The sequence below is a fragment of the Allofranklinella schreckenbergeri genome, from assembly GCF_003703475.1.
GTDB lineage: Bacteria > Pseudomonadota > Gammaproteobacteria > Burkholderiales > Burkholderiaceae_C > Lampropedia > Lampropedia schreckenbergeri.
Window position 1 is genome coordinate 36,187 of the sequence record NZ_RDQM01000006.1, and the last position, 15,935, is coordinate 52,121.

Here is a 15,935-nt window from a genome sequence, read left to right on the forward strand (position 1 = left end):
GGGACAATCCCGCGCAACGTTTCAGCAAGATAGAAAAAACCGGCATGAATCACAACCAGCAACTTTTCCAGCGCGCCCAGCGCAGCATCCCCGGCGGCGTCAACTCCCCCGTGCGCGCCTTCAAGGCCGTGGGCGGCACGCCGGCCTTCATCCGCCGCGCCCAAGGCGCTTACATGTGGGATGCCGACGGGCAGCGCTATATCGATTACATCGGCTCCTGGGGGCCGATGATTCTGGGCCACGGTCACCCGCAGGTGCTGGACGCCGTGGCGCAGGCCGCGTGCGAGGGGCTGTCCTTTGGCGCGCCGACCGAGCGCGAAATCGAGCTGGCCGAGGAAATCCTGCGCCTGATGCCATCGATGGAGATGCTGCGGCTGGTCAACTCCGGCACCGAGGCAGGCATGAGCGCCATCCGCCTGGCGCGCGGGGCCACGGGGCGCAGCAAGATCATCAAGTTCGAGGGCTGCTACCACGGCCATGCCGATGCACTGCTGGTTAAAGCTGGCTCCGGTCTGGCGACTTTTGGCCACGCCACCAGTGCCGGCGTGCCGCCCGAAGTGGTGCAGGACACGCTGGTGCTCGAATACAACAACGTGGCGCAACTGGAAGAAGCCTTTGCCCGCTTCGGCCCGCAAATCGCCTGCCTCATCATGGAGCCTATTGCAGGCAACATGAACTTCGTGCGCGCCAGCGTGCCCTTCATGGCTGCGGCGCGCCGCCTCACGCGCGAGGCCGGGGCGCTGCTCATCATCGACGAGGTGATGACGGGCTTTCGCGTTGCGCTGGGCGGGGCGCAAAGCCTGTATGCGCAGCACATCCCCGGCTTTGCGCCGGATTTGACGGTGCTGGGCAAAGTCATCGGCGGCGGCATGCCCCTGGCCGCTTTTGGCGGAGCGCGCGCCATCATGGAGCACCTGGCCCCGCTGGGCGGCGTGTACCAGGCGGGCACGCTCTCGGGCAACCCGGTGGCCACCGCATGCGGGCTGAGTACGCTCAAGCTCATCCAGCAGCCGGGCTTTTACGAGCGCCTGGCCGAGCGCACCCGCGCGCTGGCTCGCGGCCTGCAAGCCGCGGCGGACGAGGCGGGCGTGCCCTTCGCGGCCGATAGCGAAGGCGGCATGTTCGGCTTTTTCCTCCTGCCCGAGCTGCCGCAGAACTACGCCCAGGTGATGCAAAGCGAGGCCGCGCGCTTCAACCAGTTTTTCCACGGCATGCTGGGGCGCGGCGTGTACTTCGCCCCCGCCTTGTATGAAGCGGGCTTTGTCAGCGCCGCCCACACGGCTGAGGACGTGCAAGCCACCTTGGCCGCCGCGCGCGAGGTGTTTGCGCAGATGGCGTGACAGGCTTCTGGTGCGCTCTTACGTCTGCGCCCACTGGCGCAGCAGGTTGTGGTAGTGGTTGGTCAGGGCAACGGTGTCTTCTGTGCTGCCCAGTTGGGTGAGCAGGCGCTGGATGGTTTGGTCGAGTTCGTAGAGCATGCCGCGGCGCATGTCGTCGCGGATGAGGCTTTGCGTCCAGAAGAACGAGGCCAGACGGGCGCCACGGGTGACGGGCAGCACCTGGTGCAAGCTGGTGGCGGGGTAAACAATCATGTCGCCAGCGGGCAGCTTGACTTCGTGCGTGCCGTAGGTGTCCACGACGACCAGCTCGCCGCCTTCGTAGCTGTCGGGGTCGCTCAAAAACAAGGTGGATGAAACGTCCGTGCGCATGGCGCGACCGTCGGGTAGCTGGCGGATGGAGCCATCGACGTGCAGGCCGTAGTTTTCGCCGCCTTCGTAGCGGTTGAACAGGGGCGGCAGAATGTGCAGCGGCAGCGCGAAGGAGACAAATTGCGGGTTGCTGCGCACGGTTTGGGCGATTTCGCGCGCCAGGGCCTGGGCCAGCGGCGATTGCTGGGGCAGCTGGCGGTTGTGCTTGACGGTGGCGCCCAGCGCGCCGACGGTGGCCAGGCCATCTTCCCAGTCGGCTTGCTGCAAGTGGGTCTGGATGGCTTGTAGCCGCTCTGGGCTGAGTACGCCAGGGATGTGCAGCATCATGGTGCGGATTCCTTGGAAGGCGGTGTAAAAATTACAAATCAATAGGAAATAAAAATAACATGTTTCGGCAACATGGTTATATTTTTAAATTTCCCATGATTTGTAATTTGACTTTGGATGATCCGATCAGAACTTGAAGGTCGCGCTCAGCAGGGCGGAGCGGGCCGCGCCTGGGGTGTAGCGGCCGCCGTTGTTGTTGAGGTTGGCGACGTAACGCTTGTTGGCCAGGTTGTAGACGTTGAGCTGGACGCTGAGGTTTTTATTGACTTCATAGGCCAGGAAGGCGTCGTAAACCCAATAGCTGGGCGTGTGCAGCATGTTGGTGGTGGCAGCGTTGAGGTTGTTCCTGACGGATCGGGTGACTGAATCCATGTAGCGCGCGCCGCCGCCGATGCTCAGGCCGTTGCCCAGTTGGTAGGTAGTCCAGCCGGTAAAACTCAGCCTGGGCGACCAGTTGAGGCTGGCGCCAGTTTGACTGGCCGTGCCTTGCACGACTTTGGTGTTCATGCGCGCCAGGCCAGCGGAGACGTTCCACTGCGGGGTGATTTGGCCCACCAGCCCCAGCTCAACGCCGGAGACCTGCTTTTTGCCGTATTGCTCCACTTCGCCCTCAACGGTGCGTGCCAGGTCATTACGCACCGTGGTGCGAAACAGCGCGCCAGTGACAAGCAGGCGACGGTCGAGCAATTCCCACTTGGCGCCCACTTCGAGGTTGACGGCGCGCGAGGGATCCATGTTGGGGTTGTTGACGCTGGCGGCGTTGGCGCTGAGGGTGAAGTTGGCGCCACCCGGAGGCTGTTGCGAGGTGGAGGCGCTGGCGTACAGCGTGCCGTTTTCCACAGGTTTGTAAACCAGACCGAGCTTGCCGCTGACCAGGGTGTCGCTGCCTTTGAGGTCGGTCGTTGTTTGCACGCCCTGCTGGTTGGGCGCGCTGACGCTGTGGGTTTTGGTGCTGTAGCGTTCGGCGCGCAGGCCCGCATTGATTTGCCACTGGGGCCCAAGCTCCATCGTGTCAAAGGCGTACAGGGCGATGGTGCGCGTGTCGCCTTTGCTGATCTGGCCATTCCAGCGCAGGTTGTAGCCCGTGATGGGATCGTGCACATTGGGGGCGTACAAATGGGCCTGGGCGACGGTTCCCGCGCCCGTGCGGCCCTTGGAGGTTTGTTTTTCGTAAATCAGCTCCAGGCCCGTGCTGATGGAGTGCTTGATGGCGCCCGTGTGCAACTGGGTGTTGAGGCTGGTTTGGTTTGTGAAGATGGCGTTTTCCTGCCAGCGCACCTGGCGCGAGCGCGAGGCGCGCCAGGTGGCCGGATCGGTACGGGGCACGGCAGCGGCGCCGCGCCCGTCACTGACGATGCCGGAGGTGCTGGTGAGAAGCTGGTCAAACTCCGTGCGGCCCAGGCGCGTGATGTTGCGCAACGTGCTGCTGGCGGAGAAATCGTGCTCCAGGCGCAGCGTGGCCTGCGCACTCTGGCTCTTGCTGAAGTCGCTCAGGCTGCCGTAATAGTTGCGCGGGTTGACGGGCTGGATATGGGTGATATTGGCAGCCGCCAGCGCAGCGTTGTAAAAACCCGGCAGGCCCACCGTGGGCACGCCGCCATCGGGGCGATTGTTCTGGCGCACCAATTGCACATCGGCGTAGGCGCGCGTGGGCGTGCCCAGGCCAAAGGCGATGGAGGGCGCCAGACCAAAGCCCTTGTTCTTGACGTGATCGCGCCCAGGCGTGCCGCTGTTTTGCAGCATGGCGTTCAGGCGCACGGCGGTGCTTGGCGAGAGGGTGCGGTTGATGTCCACCGTGCCGCGCTTGGCGTGTGCCGTGCCAGCCGAGGCGCGCACCTCCGAGTAATCCTGCGCAAAAGGCGCTTTGGTGGCGATGTTGACGCTGCCCGAAGGTGCACCGCGCCCGAATTCGGAGCCTGAAGCGCCCTTGATGACCTCGATTTGCTCCATGTTGAAGGTGTCGCGCACATCGCTGCCGCTGCTGCGCACACCATCGACAAACAGGTTGCCGCTGGTGTCAAAGCCGCGCATGAAGATGTTGTCCTTGGTGTTGGAGTGCCCGCCCTCGCCCAGCAGCAGCGTCACGCCCGGGGTGTTGCGCAGCGCCTCTTGCAAGGTGCGCGCGCCTTGCTCCTGGATCACTTCGCGGCGGATTACGCTCACCGTCTGCGGGGTATCGGCCAGCGGCGCCGTCATCTTGGCGTTGCTTGATTCGCTCTTGTACGGGGCTGTATGGCCCGTCACCTGCACTTCAGGCAAAGCCTTGTCGCTGCCGGGGGATGGTTGCTGCTGGGCCAGGCTGCTGCCGCAGGCCAGCATGCCAATAGCCATCGCTGTTGACGTGCCGAGTGTTTTGGCGGCTGACGTTGCATGCAGTGCGCCGTGTTTTTTGCTTTTGATGTAGCTCATAGAGTCCAAACTTGTAAAAAAGCATGCGTGGCTACATCGCGCGCGCAAAGGCTGCGCTGACTTTGGCTGGCAGGGGAGAAGATGCCGGCAAGGCGGTGGACGCGCCCGTCTTTGTGTGGGCCGTGCCTTGCGCAAGCAGGACGTGCCTTTTGCCGTTGCGGTGACTTGCAATGCATGGCGCTCACCTCAAACAAGCGCCATCTCCAAGTCAGCCAAGCCAATAGCAAAAGTGCGCGGATTGTATGAATTTATGTGAATAAGAGTGATTTTTATCCGCAGAAATACCTCGAAAAAAGCAGAATTCAGCGCCAGTGTGAGCGCCTTGCAACAGTGCGGATGTGTGCGCCAGACCAGGCCAGTCAGCCAAGCTGGCCTGGCGTGTTGGTCTGTTCACATATTGCAATTCAAAAGTAAATTTAATTTGAATATGAAATTGCCTAAAATGGCAATAAAAATTTCTTTTTGAATTGTAAATTCTTGGTGTGCCTGTTGGGGCGCTTTAGCGGTAATACACGCAAATACGCTGGCCGCCCAGCTCGTGCACGGCGATCTCCATCTCGTACAGCGGTTGCAGCACCTGCGGGCGCACCAGCTCGGCCGGGCTGCCTGTGGCATACAGCCGCCCGCCCTTCATCGCCACGATGTGGTCGGAATAAGTCGAGGCGAAATTGATGTCGTGGATCACGATCACCACCGTCTTGCCATGTGCATCGGCCAGCTCGCGCAGCAGCCGCATCATCGCCACGCCGTGGTGCATGTCCAGGTTGTTCAGCGGCTCGTCCAGCAGGATGTAATCCGTGTCCTGGCACATCACCATCGCCACAAACGCTCGCTGGCGCTGGCCGCCGGAGATTTCATCCAGATAACGCCCCGCCAGCGGCTCCAGATGCAAATGGGCCAGCGCGCGATCGATATGCGCCACATCCTCGGCCCGCAGCCGCCCCCTGGAGTGCGGAAAACGCCCGAACGCCACCAGATCGCGCACCGTCAGCCGCAGCGACAGCGGGTTGTCCTGTCGCAAGATCGCCAGCTTGCGCGCCAGCACATCGCTGGGCGTCGTCGCCACATCCAGCCCATCGACGCGCACCCGCCCCGCATCCATCGGCAGCAGGCGGCTGACCATGCCCAGCAAAGTGGATTTGCCCGCCCCATTGGGGCCAATGATGGAAGTCACCCCCCCTTTGGGGATGGTGAGGCTGACGTCTTGCACCACCGGCGTGGCGCCGTAGTGCTTGCTGAGGTGTTCGATTTCGATCATGTGGGTGCAGAAAGGGGGCGGGCGCACAAACCACAGGGCCTGCGCATGGGGATGAACATGCGCAGGCCCTGTGGCGTTGCGGGATTTTGCCGCAGCTTATGGCGTGACCAGCGTATCCCTGCCGCGCGGCGTGGTGGCGGTGAGCAGGTATTCCTCATCATGCTCGATCCACTGGCCGATATGGGGATCATCGAACTCGGCATAGAACGTCCAGTAATCGCTCAAGGCGCGTACCTGGGTTTTTGCGCAAGTCAGGTTGGTTCCGGTGGATTGGTAGCTCAACTTGCAAATGCGGAAAATATCCTTGGGTGCTTTCTGGATGGCTTCGGGATAACGCAGGCTGTCGATGGTGAACTGCACACGCTTGCCGATATGGGGATCAAAGCCTGAGTAGGCAAAACCTTCCAGCACGTGAAGATTCTGATATTGCATCTCGCCGCCGAAATTCTTGTTGCGCGCAAAAGAGGTAATGGTTTCGTTGGCGTGGATATTGCGCTGCAGGTTGGTGATGCGGCCATGGGTGCAGTCTGTCCAGGCGCTCATCATGATTTTTGCAGATTCCGTTCTTTTTTCTTGTGCGTCCAGATAAGAAACAAATTGAAGTTCTGCATCAATATCATCATCAGGAGCTTTTTTGCCGTAAAACGTGAATTCCGAGAATACGCCGACGCCGTGCTGGTTGAATTGGTTTGATATCCCCCAAACGTTACCAGGACGGTCTTGAACGTGGTCTGGTGTCGCTTCATACCTTGGGCCGCACACCTCTGGATAGCCCGCTGGTTGGGAGGTGTTCAAATATTCGCTGGATAGCTCGAAAATTTTTGGCGGAGCCTTGGGCTTTACGCTCTCAAAGCCGCGCGGCTGGGTGGAGGCGAGCACCAGATCATTGAAGTGAGGGCGACCGCCAGATATCGTGGCGGATGCGATGATTTCTCCCCCTTCGCGGCGGATGCTGGTTTTGGGGCAGTAAAGAGGGAAAATGCCGTAACCAAAATGGATGGTGCAAATTTGTAATTTGTTTTCATCGAATATCTGGTTGCCAGGGTATTTGGATGGATCGATGTGAAATTCGACCCGAGTCTTGCCTGATGCTCCGTAGTCAAAGACATCGAGTATGTAAAAATCCTGGATGCCGGGAATCGGATTTTCTGCGTGGGGCATCTGAAGAGCGTTGGGTGCGAATTTTCTAATGGTGTGGTCGGCAGACAAGAAATTCTGGTAGCTATAGTCATTGCTGATGAAAATTCTGGGGCAGTCACCAAACTCAATCAGCTGGGCGCGTAGTTGCCGGACTGGGCTGCGGGTGTCGTTGGGGGGCAGATATAGTTGGCCGTAGCCCTTGTCGGTGGGAATGCCGACGCCCGACGCAATGAAATGGGAAAAACGCGCCGTGCCAGAGACATCAAGGCGATCAAGTGTTTGCACTGCGGCATAGGTTTGCCCAGCCGGAATGGTGGGGTGCCAGACGTCGCATTTCGCGGTGGGCGGCGTTGGGGGCTGCGGCTCTGGTGGAGGCTCCGGCGGCGGCTGAATGGGGCCGCCGTTGTTCGGCGGCGGCGGCGTGTCATCGCTGCCGCCGCAGGCGGTCAGCAGGGTGGCAAGCAGCAAGCTGCCGAAAAGGGTGGTATGGCGCATGGAAAACCTTTATGGATGATGTGTAAAAAGGGAGCGGTTTGGAGAACCGACCCCTGAAAACAAAAATAACGGGGTAAGCATGCTTTATGGATCAGGTACCCATTCATTTGCCAAGGTCCAGTAACTGACGAGATTGGAGTAAGAACCTCCTCCATTGATTGGGGTTTCGGGGGCAATGGTGCAAATTACGATCAGGTCGGATTGGGTGTTGTAATGGTTTGTGAAGGATGAGAACGCAGTTCCAGAGCTTGAATATACGATTAGCCCGGTTGTGTGGTCTTTGAGGCGTATTTCATGAGCCATTTGGTCGTTATACAAAATGCTGTCGAGTATGAGGCGATAGCGTTTGTTTTCCGTGACGCAGTGTGACATCGGGTAGTGGAACTGGTTGAGGTATTGGTTGTTTATTTCAGGTTCCTCAATAGCAGCGCCGCGCGTGACAGCGGGAAAGCCGTGTTGTGCGCCCCACGAACCGACAGCGGCTGCACCACAACGAGCATCTCCTGCTCCTTGGTAGTTGTCGGTTTTCAACCTGGCCGTCATAACTAAATGATAAAGATTTAGATAGTCGCCCCAAAAACCCACGTCCATTGCAATAGTCAAGCGGTTGTGGTTTGCGGGAATGCCAGAAGGTCGATCTCCCGCGTTGTAAGCGGCGGCCTGTAGGTTTGGAGTGCCATACTTGGATGGTCGATACCCCTCTGCCGGATTGAAGCCAATTTCGTGTGCGAAGTGGTAATCCACATCCCTTGGCGTGTGGACTTTCTTGTGCAGCATGACTGTCTCCTTTCAGGAAATGCCGGAATCGGCAACCCCAATGTAAGAGACGCATGATTCATCTGGGCGTTTTCATGCAAATGGTTTCGCTTCTTTCTTGTTGATTCACTTTCCCTGCCGCAGTAATAAAGTAATAAAAGCAATCCCGCCAATAAATTCAATCACCATGCTGAGGGCGGAGTTGTAGCCCAGCGCGTGTTCCAGCACCATTTGGCCGCCGGCCAGGGCGATAAAGCCCAGCAGGGCGGCGGCGGGCAGGCTGTAGCGGTGGCGCATGTCGCCGATGAGGGTGTAGGCCAGGTTGGCGGCCAGCAGGCCCAGGAAGGTGACGGGGCCGACCAGCGCGGTGGAGACGGAAACCAGCAGCGCAATGCACACCAGGATGTGCAGCACGCGGCGCTGGTAATCGATGCCCAGGTTGATGGCCATGTCGCGGCCCAGGGCGATGACGTCGAACTGGTGGCGCATGCGCCAGAGCAGGGCGCTGGCGGCCAGCAGCAGGGCGCTGGCGGTGGCCAGCAGGGCGGTGGCCGGTTGGTTGAAGCTGGCGAAGAAGCGGTCTTGCAGGCTGCCGAATTGGTTGGGGTCGATCAGGCGCAGCAGCAAGGCGGTGGCGGCGCGAAAGAGCACGCCGAGCACGACGCCCACCAGCAGCATGAGGTGCAGGCTGCGCACGCCGCCGGTGAACAGGCTGCGAAACAGCAGCAGGGCCAGGGCGAGCATGACGGCGGTTTCGGCGGCGAATTTGAGCGTGGGGTGGATGGCCGAGAGGGCTTGCATGCCAAAGGCCCAGGCCAGCGCGGTCTGGATGAGCAGGTACAGCGCATCAAAGCCCATGATGGCGGGGGTGAGGATGCGGTTGTGCGTGATGCTGTGAAACAGCACGGTGGAGATGCCCACGGCGTAGGCCACCAGGGCCATGGCGGCGAGTTTGGCGCCGCGCAGTTGCAGGGTGAAGGCCCAGTCGGTGCGGGTGTTGAGGGTGAGAAACAGCGCGGCGCACAGCAGCGCGCACAGGGCCAGCGCGGCCAGGCGTGCGGCAGGCCCCAAGCGCCGGGGCGCAGGCTGGGCGGGGGCGGGCTGGATGGCGGCGGGCGGGGCTGTCATGGGCTGCTTTTCGCTGTTTTTTATCAATCAAAAGGAAATAAAATTGCCTTGTTTCGGCATGGTGGTATTGGTTTGAATTTTCTTGATTGGAATTTTTGGGGGTGAGTGCCCCTCACCCCAGCTCGGCGCGTTTGCGCCACAGCAGGGCCAGAAACAGCAGGCTGCCCAGCACGCCCATGATGGTGCCGATGGGGATTTCAAAGGGGCGGATCAGCAGCCGCCCGACGATGTCGCAGGCGAGCATGAGGGCGCTGCCGCACAGGGCGACCCAGAGCACGGAGCGGCGCATGCGGTCGCCCATCCACAGGCTGACGAGGTTGGGCACGATCAGCCCCAGAAAGGGGATGACGCCGACGGTGACGACGACGGCGGCGGTGACGGTGGCCACGATCAGCAGGCCCAGCGCCATCCAGCGCCCGTAGTGCACGCCCAGGCTGGTGGCGACGGCCTCGCCCATGCCGATGACGGTGAAGCGTTCGGCGGCGAAGAAGGCGGCCACGGTGAGCGCCAGCGAGATCCACAGCAGCTCGTAGCGGCCTTGCAGCACGGTGGAGAAATCGCCCACCGTCCAGGCGCGGATGGCTTGCAGCATGTCGAAGCGGTAGGCCAGAAAGGAGGTGACGGCCTCGACCACGCCCGCAAACACCAGCCCCACCAGCGGCACGATGAGGGCGTTGCGCAGCGGCAGGCGGCGCAGCATGAGCATGAACAGGCCGGTGGCCGCCAGCGCGAAGGTGGCGGCCACCAGCATCTTGCCCACGGGCGCGAGGCTGGGGGCGAGCAGGGCGACGATCAGCATGCCCAGGCTGGCCGCGCCGACGGTGCCGACGGTGGCTGGCTCCACAAAGCGGTTGCGCGCAATCATCTGCATCAGCATGCCGGCCACGGCAATGCTGGCGCCGGCCAGCACCAGCGCCAGGGTGCGCGGCACGCGGCTGATGAACAGGACTTGGGCGATGTGGGCGTTATCGGCCGTGCCCGCGCCCAGGCCGAGCAGGTCGCGCAGCGAGATGGGCACGGCGCCGATGAGCGTGCTGCACAAGGCCAGGGCGAGCAAGAGCAGCGCGGCGGCGGCGTAGGGCAGCCAGCGCGGGCGCTGTGGCGCTGTGGCGGTGGGGGCAAGGGGGGCGGGGGCGGTCACGACGGGGGAGATTTTTATGAATCAAGGGAGATGAAATGGCCTTGTTTCGGCATTTCTATCCATGGATCTTATTTCTTTTGGTTTGTATTGATGGGTTAAAGCGAGATAAGCGCCCCGGCCCATGCAGCGCTCTGCCCCCCGCAAGCGGGGAGGGCGCGGCATGCGTGCGGCAGGGGATGGGGGCGCGCGGCGGGGCCTGGGGGGCTTACTTTGCCTTGGCCTGGGTGAACAAATCGTGCAGTTGCTTGACGTTCTGGCGCAGGGCGGTGATGCCGGCGCCGTCGAGCACGTACCAGTTGGTGGCGTCCAGATAGGCGATTTGGCCTTTTTTGCCCGCGTTGGTGGCTTTGATGAGGGCGTTGTCCAGCAGGCGCTGGGCGGCGGCGCCTTCGCGGCCGATGGCAGCGTCGCGGTCGAGCACCAGCAGCCAGTCGGGGTTGGCTTGCAGGATGTATTCGAACGAGATGGATTGGCCGTGGCGCTCTTGCCCGCCGCTGGCCTGGGCGCTTTGCAGGCCGAAGGTGTCGAACACCATGCCCATGCGCGAGCCGGGGCCGTAGCTGTTGATGCGCCCGCCGCTGATCAGCAGCAGCATGGCCTTGCCTGCGCCGGGCGCGACTTGGCGCAGGGCGGCGATTTCGGCTTCGGCCTGGGCGATGAGCTGCTCGGCCTGGGCTTGTTTGCCAAACAGCGCGCCCAACTGGCGCAGGTTGGCGTAAATGCTGGGCACGGGCTGGCTTTCGTCAATGGCCATGTCCACCGTGGGGGCGAGCTTGCTCAGCTCTGGGATGCGCGCTTCGGTGCGGCGGCCCACGAAGATGACTTGCGGATCGAGGGCGCGGATGGCTTCGTAATCGGGCTCGAACAGGCTGCCGACTTTGGCGTATGGGGCCTGGCCGTAGCTTTGCAAATGGCCGGGCATTTTGAAGGCGGGCACGCCCGCCACGGCATCGACGCCGAGGGCGGCGAGCATGTCCAGCGTGGCCAGGTCGAACACGACGGCGCGCTGGGGCTGGCGCGGCAGGGTGGCTTCGCCTTTGGCGTGGCGGAAGGTGATGGTGTCGCTGCTTGGGGCGGCGGCTTGGGCGGCTTCAGGCTGGGCAGGGTTGGCGGCCCAGGCGGGCAGGGTAAGGGCCAGGCTGCATGTCAGCGCGGCCAGCAGGCGCAAGGGGGTGGAGGGCATGGGGTGGATGGGGCGAAAAGGGGGAGGAGGGAAAAGGTAGATTTTCTATACCAATCAGGAAATAAAACTGCCTTGTTTCGGCTTGATGGTATTTGTTGTGTTTTTACTTTGATTGGTGGATGGTTGGGCGCTGGTGTTTGGCGTGCGGCTGGCGCATCTTCACCCTCACCCCGGCCCTCTCCCGCATGCAGGAGAGGGGGGGAGGGCAGGCTTTGGGGATCAGAACTGCGCCGACAGCGACAGGTAGTACGCGCGCCCTGGCTCGTTGTAGGTGGCTGCGCCTGCGCCGTAGATGGTGCGCGGGTTGTTCACGCCCACGGCGTTGCCTTTGCGGTAGAGGCGCTTGTCCAGCAGGTTGTTGATGCCAAAGCCGATGCGCACGTCGCGCGTGAGGGCGTAGTGCGCGCCGACGTTCACCAGCGCGTAGGGGGCGAGGGTTTGCGTTTCCTCCCCCGTCAGCGGCTTGCCCTGGTAGTCGTAGCGCTTGGGCTTTTGGCGGCCGTAGAAGGTGACGGCGCCAAAGACATCCAGCGCCTGCGTGGCTTGCCAGTCCAGCCGGGTGTTGAGGGTGTATTTGGGAATGACGGAGAGCGGCTCGCCGCTGAGCTTGTTCTTGCTCTGGAACATGGTGGTGAGGTTGTTGCTCCAGCGCAGCGCGGGGGTGAACTTCACGTTCAGCGTGCCCTCCAGCCCGGAGACGACGGCCTTGGGCACATTGCTCCAGCGGAAGATGTCGGCATTGGCGTGGTTGCCCGTGCCGCCCGTGGCCTGGCCGGTGATGGTCTGGCCCGCTTCGATCTTGTCGCGGTAATCGTTGTGAAAGACCGTCAGCCCGGCCAGCAGGCGGTCGCTGGCCCATTCCAGGCCCAATTCCTTGTTGATGCTGGTTTCAGCCTGCAAATCGGGGTTGCCTTGCAGGTAGCAGGAGCCGCCCGCGCCCCAGCAGCCGATGCCACGGCTGTAGAGCAGGTAGTTGGGGTTGAGCTGGTAGAGGTTGGGCGCTTTGTAGGCGCGCGCCACGCCAGCCTTGAGCGTCAAGCCTTCGCCCAGCAGGTGCGAGAGGTTGAGCGAGGGGCTGATGTTGGCGCCCGCCTTGCTGTGGTGGTCGATGCGCAGGCCGGGTGTGAGGGTGGTGGCGCGGGCCAGCTCGATGTGGTCTTCCACGAACACCGAGGCGATGCGCGCGGAGATATCGCTGCTGCGCCCCGTGGCGGCCACGCCGGGCACGCGCCCGCCTTCGCGCGCAGCCTGGGAGACGGAGTTGGGATCATCGAACTTCTGGCCTTGCCACTCGGCGCCGACGGTGAGCACATGCTCCAGGCTGCCCCATTGCCCGGCGATGTGGGCCTCGCCATGCACGGTGAGGGTTTTGAGCTCGGCGGTGCGGAAGTCGCTGTTGGCAAACAGCCCTTCGGTGCCGCCGGCCAGGCCTTCGTCCAGGCGGCTGTTGCGGGTGTTTTCGTACTGCACCCAGGCGTTGGAGCTGCCGAAGTCGTAGCGGCCCTTGTGCGTCAGCGCCAGGCTTTGGCGGTACATGCGGTTGGTTTCGTGGCCCAGCGCGTCGAATACGCGCTGCGAGGTCGCCACCAGCTTGCCGTTGCGATCGACGGTGAAGTTGTTGGTGTTTTGCGTGTCGCCCGTGTAGATGTTGCCCTGACGGCTGAAGGCCGCATCCAGATCAAGGCTGTGCCCGGCGGCGGGCGTGAGCGTCAGGCGCGCGGCCACGTCGCGGTTGCGCACGCCTTCGCGCCCGGCGGGGAAGGTGCCCGCAAACGGGCCGGTGCGGGTGGAGGCATGGCCTTTGTTGATGTCCCAGGCGTCAGCGCCCGTTTTGGCGGCGCTGGCGGTCAGGCGCCAGCCCAGTTTGTCGGAAATCGGCCCGGCCAGGCTGAAGCTGGCGCGGCGCGCAGCGCCATCGACCGAGTCTTGCGGCAGGCTGTAGTACGCGCTGGCGCTGCCGCCCAGGCGCTCGGGCACGCCCTTGGTGATGATGTTGACCACCCCGCCCGCCGCGCCGCTGCCGTAGCGCGCTGCGGCCGGGCCGCGCAGCACTTCGATGCGCTCAATGGCTTCGGGCGGCACCCAGTTCATGTCGCCGCGCGTGTCGCGCTCACCGCGCCAGCCGTAGCGCACGGCCTGGCGGCTGTTGACGGGCTTGCCATCGATCAGGATCAGCGTGTTCTCCGGCCCCATGCCGCGCAAATCGATCTGGCGGTTGTTGCCGCGCTGGCCGCTGGTGGAGTTGCCGGTGAGGTTCACGCCCGGCTGCTTGCGCAGCACATCGGCCAAATCGTTGCTGGGCGGCGCGCTCAAGTCCTGCGCGGTAATCAGGGAGACGCCGGGGGACTGCTTCCAGGCCTGCTCGGCCGTGCCCAGCACCTGCACTTGCGCCAGCTCTGGTGCATCGGCGGGTGGCGTGGCGGCCGCTGCCGTTGTGGGCGCGGTTTGCGTCGTTTGCGCTGTTTGCGCCCAGGCCGCCGGGCCAGCCATCAGGGCCGCCGCCGCGACGGCCACCGCGTGCCAAGGCCCGACAAAATGCCCTGCACATGCCATGTTGAAATTCCTATGCGCCATTTTTTTCCCCTTGGAGAGCGAGCAAACAAAACCTCTGCCCAGCGAGCGGGTGCCGCGCTGGGCAGAGGTTTTCAGAAAAATCAATTATATGAATAAGAATAATTTTCGATGAATAATCGCTGCTGTCCGCGCAAGCGGCGGTGGACGCAGCGGTGTGCATCCAGGCCGTGCATGCGCCCTGGAAATCCGCCGCTTCAACCCGCCGCCTGTGCCCCGCGCCGCGATTGCGTGCGCTTTGCCGATTTGATTGTTGATCTCTCTCATGCCATCTTCCGCCTCCCCCGCCTGGCCCGTGCTGGCGCGCCGCACCTGGTTGCGCGCCGCTTGGGCGACCGGCCTGGCCTGGGGCCTGACGGGTTGCTCCACCATGTCCACCACCACCGCATCTTCCCCTTCGCTGGAGCTGGCCGGCCTGCGCCTGCATCCTGCGGCACTGCCGCATTCGGGCTGGCTGGATTGGCGCGATCCGCGCTCTGGGCGCGTTTGGCGCATTTGGCTGCAAATGCCCGAGTCCACGCCCGAGCAAGCGCCGGTGGAGTCAGGCTACCCGGCCCTGCTGGTGCTGGATGCCAACGCCATTTTTCCGCTCGCTGCGCAATGGGCGCGCTTGCAGCAAACCCGCCCCGTTTATGTGCGCGGCGATCCGTGCATCATCATCGGCATCGGCCACGCCAGCGAGGCCCTGTTCAACCCCGAGCAGCGCAAGCGCGACTACACCCCCGGCGCCCCCGGGGCGCAGCCCGCTGAAGGCGGCGCCGAGGTTTTGCTGGATTTTCTGGAGCACACCCTGCTGGCCGATTGGGGGCCGCGCCTGCGCCTGAACCCCCAGCGCCTGGGCCTGTTTGGCCACTCGCTCAGCGGCTTGCTGGCGCTGCATGCGTTGTACACACGGCCGCATCTGTTTAACGATTACTACGCCGCCAGCCCCTCGATCTGGTGGAACGATGCCTACCTTTTGCAAGAGCAGGCGGCCTTTGTGCAAGCGCGCGCTGCCGATTACCGTGCAGGCGGCCCACTGCACGCGCGCGTGCATCTGTCCGCTGGCTCGCTGGAGGAGCCAACCGGCCAGGCCCGCCCCAGCTCTGCGCCGCCCACGGGTCAGCGCCACACCGTGCGCCTGCAAATCACCCGCGCGCGAGAGATGGCCCAGCAACTGGCCGCTTTGCAATGGCCCCAGTTGCAGGCGCAATTCGCGCTCTGGCCCGACCTCACGCACGGCGACACCATGATGCCCGCCCTCATGCAAGCCGTGGCCAACACCGCCCGGCCCAAGGCGTGGAAGGATGCCGATTACGGCCTGCGCGAGACGCACTCGCCCGCCGCCCGAGGCGGCGTGCAGCGCGGCGGCTGAGCGCCCCCCTTTTGGATGCTGTTCGCACGCATCTGCACTGGCACGGCACCCCGATGCGCAGCGCCGTTTTCTTCTTTTTATTCAACCGCTTTGCCACTGCCATGACCCAAGAACGCCTCACCCTGGAGCGCATGCGCGCCGACATCGCCCGCATGGTGCATGAACAACCCGAAGACATCGCCCTGGACGACAACCTCATGGATTTGGGGCTGGACTCCATGCGCGTGCTCAACCTGCTGCTGGCCTGGAACGAAACCGGCATCGGCCTGGATTTCTCCGAAATCGCCGAGCACACCACACTAGGCGGCTGGTGGGATGTGGTGCAGCGCCGCCTGGCCCAGATGCAGGGCTAGAGCGTGTGATGCACTTTGCGCACCCCCGCTCTAGGAGTTGCTCCGCTTGCGCCGGGGACTTTGAAGCGGCCCTGAAGCCTTTGATACAGCCCTTTCGTCCCTAAATTGCAA

General features: G+C 63.0%; 12 protein-coding genes. 3 read left to right on the plus strand and 9 right to left on the minus strand.

Features of this window, described 5'->3' with window-relative positions:
• The first annotated feature begins 44 nt into the window (after nt 1-44).
• On the plus strand, nt 45-1,340 hold the full coding sequence (gene hemL, locus EBQ26_RS05830; RefSeq protein WP_122238085.1) for a glutamate-1-semialdehyde 2,1-aminomutase: 1,296 nt from the start codon (nt 45-47) through the stop codon (nt 1,338-1,340).
• An 18-nt stretch (nt 1,341-1,358) separates the two neighbouring features.
• Here hemL and EBQ26_RS05835 read toward each other — a convergent pair whose 3' ends face one another.
• The 9 genes from EBQ26_RS05835 to EBQ26_RS05870 form a co-directional block, all read right to left on the minus strand.
• Complete coding sequence (locus tag EBQ26_RS05835) at nt 1,359-2,036, minus strand: Fe2+-dependent dioxygenase (protein WP_122238086.1); 678 nt, start codon at nt 2,034-2,036, stop codon at nt 1,359-1,361.
• A 126-nt stretch (nt 2,037-2,162) separates the two neighbouring features.
• On the minus strand, nt 2,163-4,445 hold the full coding sequence (locus tag EBQ26_RS05840) for a catecholate siderophore receptor Fiu (protein ID WP_122238087.1): 2,283 nt from the start codon (nt 4,443-4,445) through the stop codon (nt 2,163-2,165).
• 499 nt (nt 4,446-4,944) lie between these two features.
• Nucleotides 4,945-5,703, minus strand: coding sequence for an iron ABC transporter ATP-binding protein (locus EBQ26_RS05845; RefSeq protein WP_122238088.1), 759 nt, complete (start codon nt 5,701-5,703; stop codon nt 4,945-4,947).
• Between the two features lie 96 nt (nt 5,704-5,799).
• Entirely contained in the window at nt 5,800-7,338 is a 1,539-nt protein-coding gene (locus EBQ26_RS05850; RefSeq protein ID WP_122238089.1) for a hypothetical protein, read from the minus strand.
• A gap of 84 nt (nt 7,339-7,422) precedes the next feature.
• Nucleotides 7,423-8,115 carry a hypothetical protein gene (locus tag EBQ26_RS12610; RefSeq protein WP_147474006.1) on the minus strand — a complete coding sequence of 231 codons (693 nt, stop codon included), beginning with the start codon at nt 8,113-8,115 and terminating at the stop codon, nt 7,423-7,425.
• Between the two features lie 105 nt (nt 8,116-8,220).
• Nucleotides 8,221-9,222, minus strand: a complete 1,002-nt coding sequence (locus tag EBQ26_RS05855; protein WP_122238197.1) for an iron chelate uptake ABC transporter family permease subunit — start codon at nt 9,220-9,222, stop codon at nt 8,221-8,223.
• A gap of 112 nt (nt 9,223-9,334) precedes the next feature.
• Nucleotides 9,335-10,363, minus strand: a complete 1,029-nt coding sequence (locus EBQ26_RS05860; RefSeq protein ID WP_238944171.1) for an ABC transporter permease — start codon at nt 10,361-10,363, stop codon at nt 9,335-9,337.
• A gap of 205 nt (nt 10,364-10,568) precedes the next feature.
• A complete protein-coding gene (locus EBQ26_RS05865) occupies nt 10,569-11,546 on the minus strand; it encodes a siderophore ABC transporter substrate-binding protein (protein WP_122238090.1) in 978 nt (325 codons plus the stop codon).
• A gap of 219 nt (nt 11,547-11,765) precedes the next feature.
• Nucleotides 11,766-14,099: a TonB-dependent siderophore receptor gene (locus EBQ26_RS05870; protein ID WP_275265345.1), complete on the minus strand. Its 2,334-nt coding sequence runs from the start codon at nt 14,097-14,099 to the stop codon at nt 11,766-11,768.
• Between the two features lie 283 nt (nt 14,100-14,382).
• Here EBQ26_RS05870 and EBQ26_RS05875 point away from each other — a divergent pair, with 283 nt between their 5' ends.
• Together EBQ26_RS05875 and EBQ26_RS05880 are read left to right on the plus strand one after the other, a co-directional pair.
• Nucleotides 14,383-15,471: an alpha/beta hydrolase gene (locus EBQ26_RS05875; RefSeq protein WP_122238091.1), complete on the plus strand. Its 1,089-nt coding sequence runs from the start codon at nt 14,383-14,385 to the stop codon at nt 15,469-15,471.
• A gap of 101 nt (nt 15,472-15,572) precedes the next feature.
• Nucleotides 15,573-15,824, plus strand: a complete 252-nt coding sequence (locus EBQ26_RS05880; protein ID WP_122238200.1) for a phosphopantetheine-binding protein — start codon at nt 15,573-15,575, stop codon at nt 15,822-15,824.
• Nucleotides 15,825-15,935: the final 111 nt, after the last annotated feature.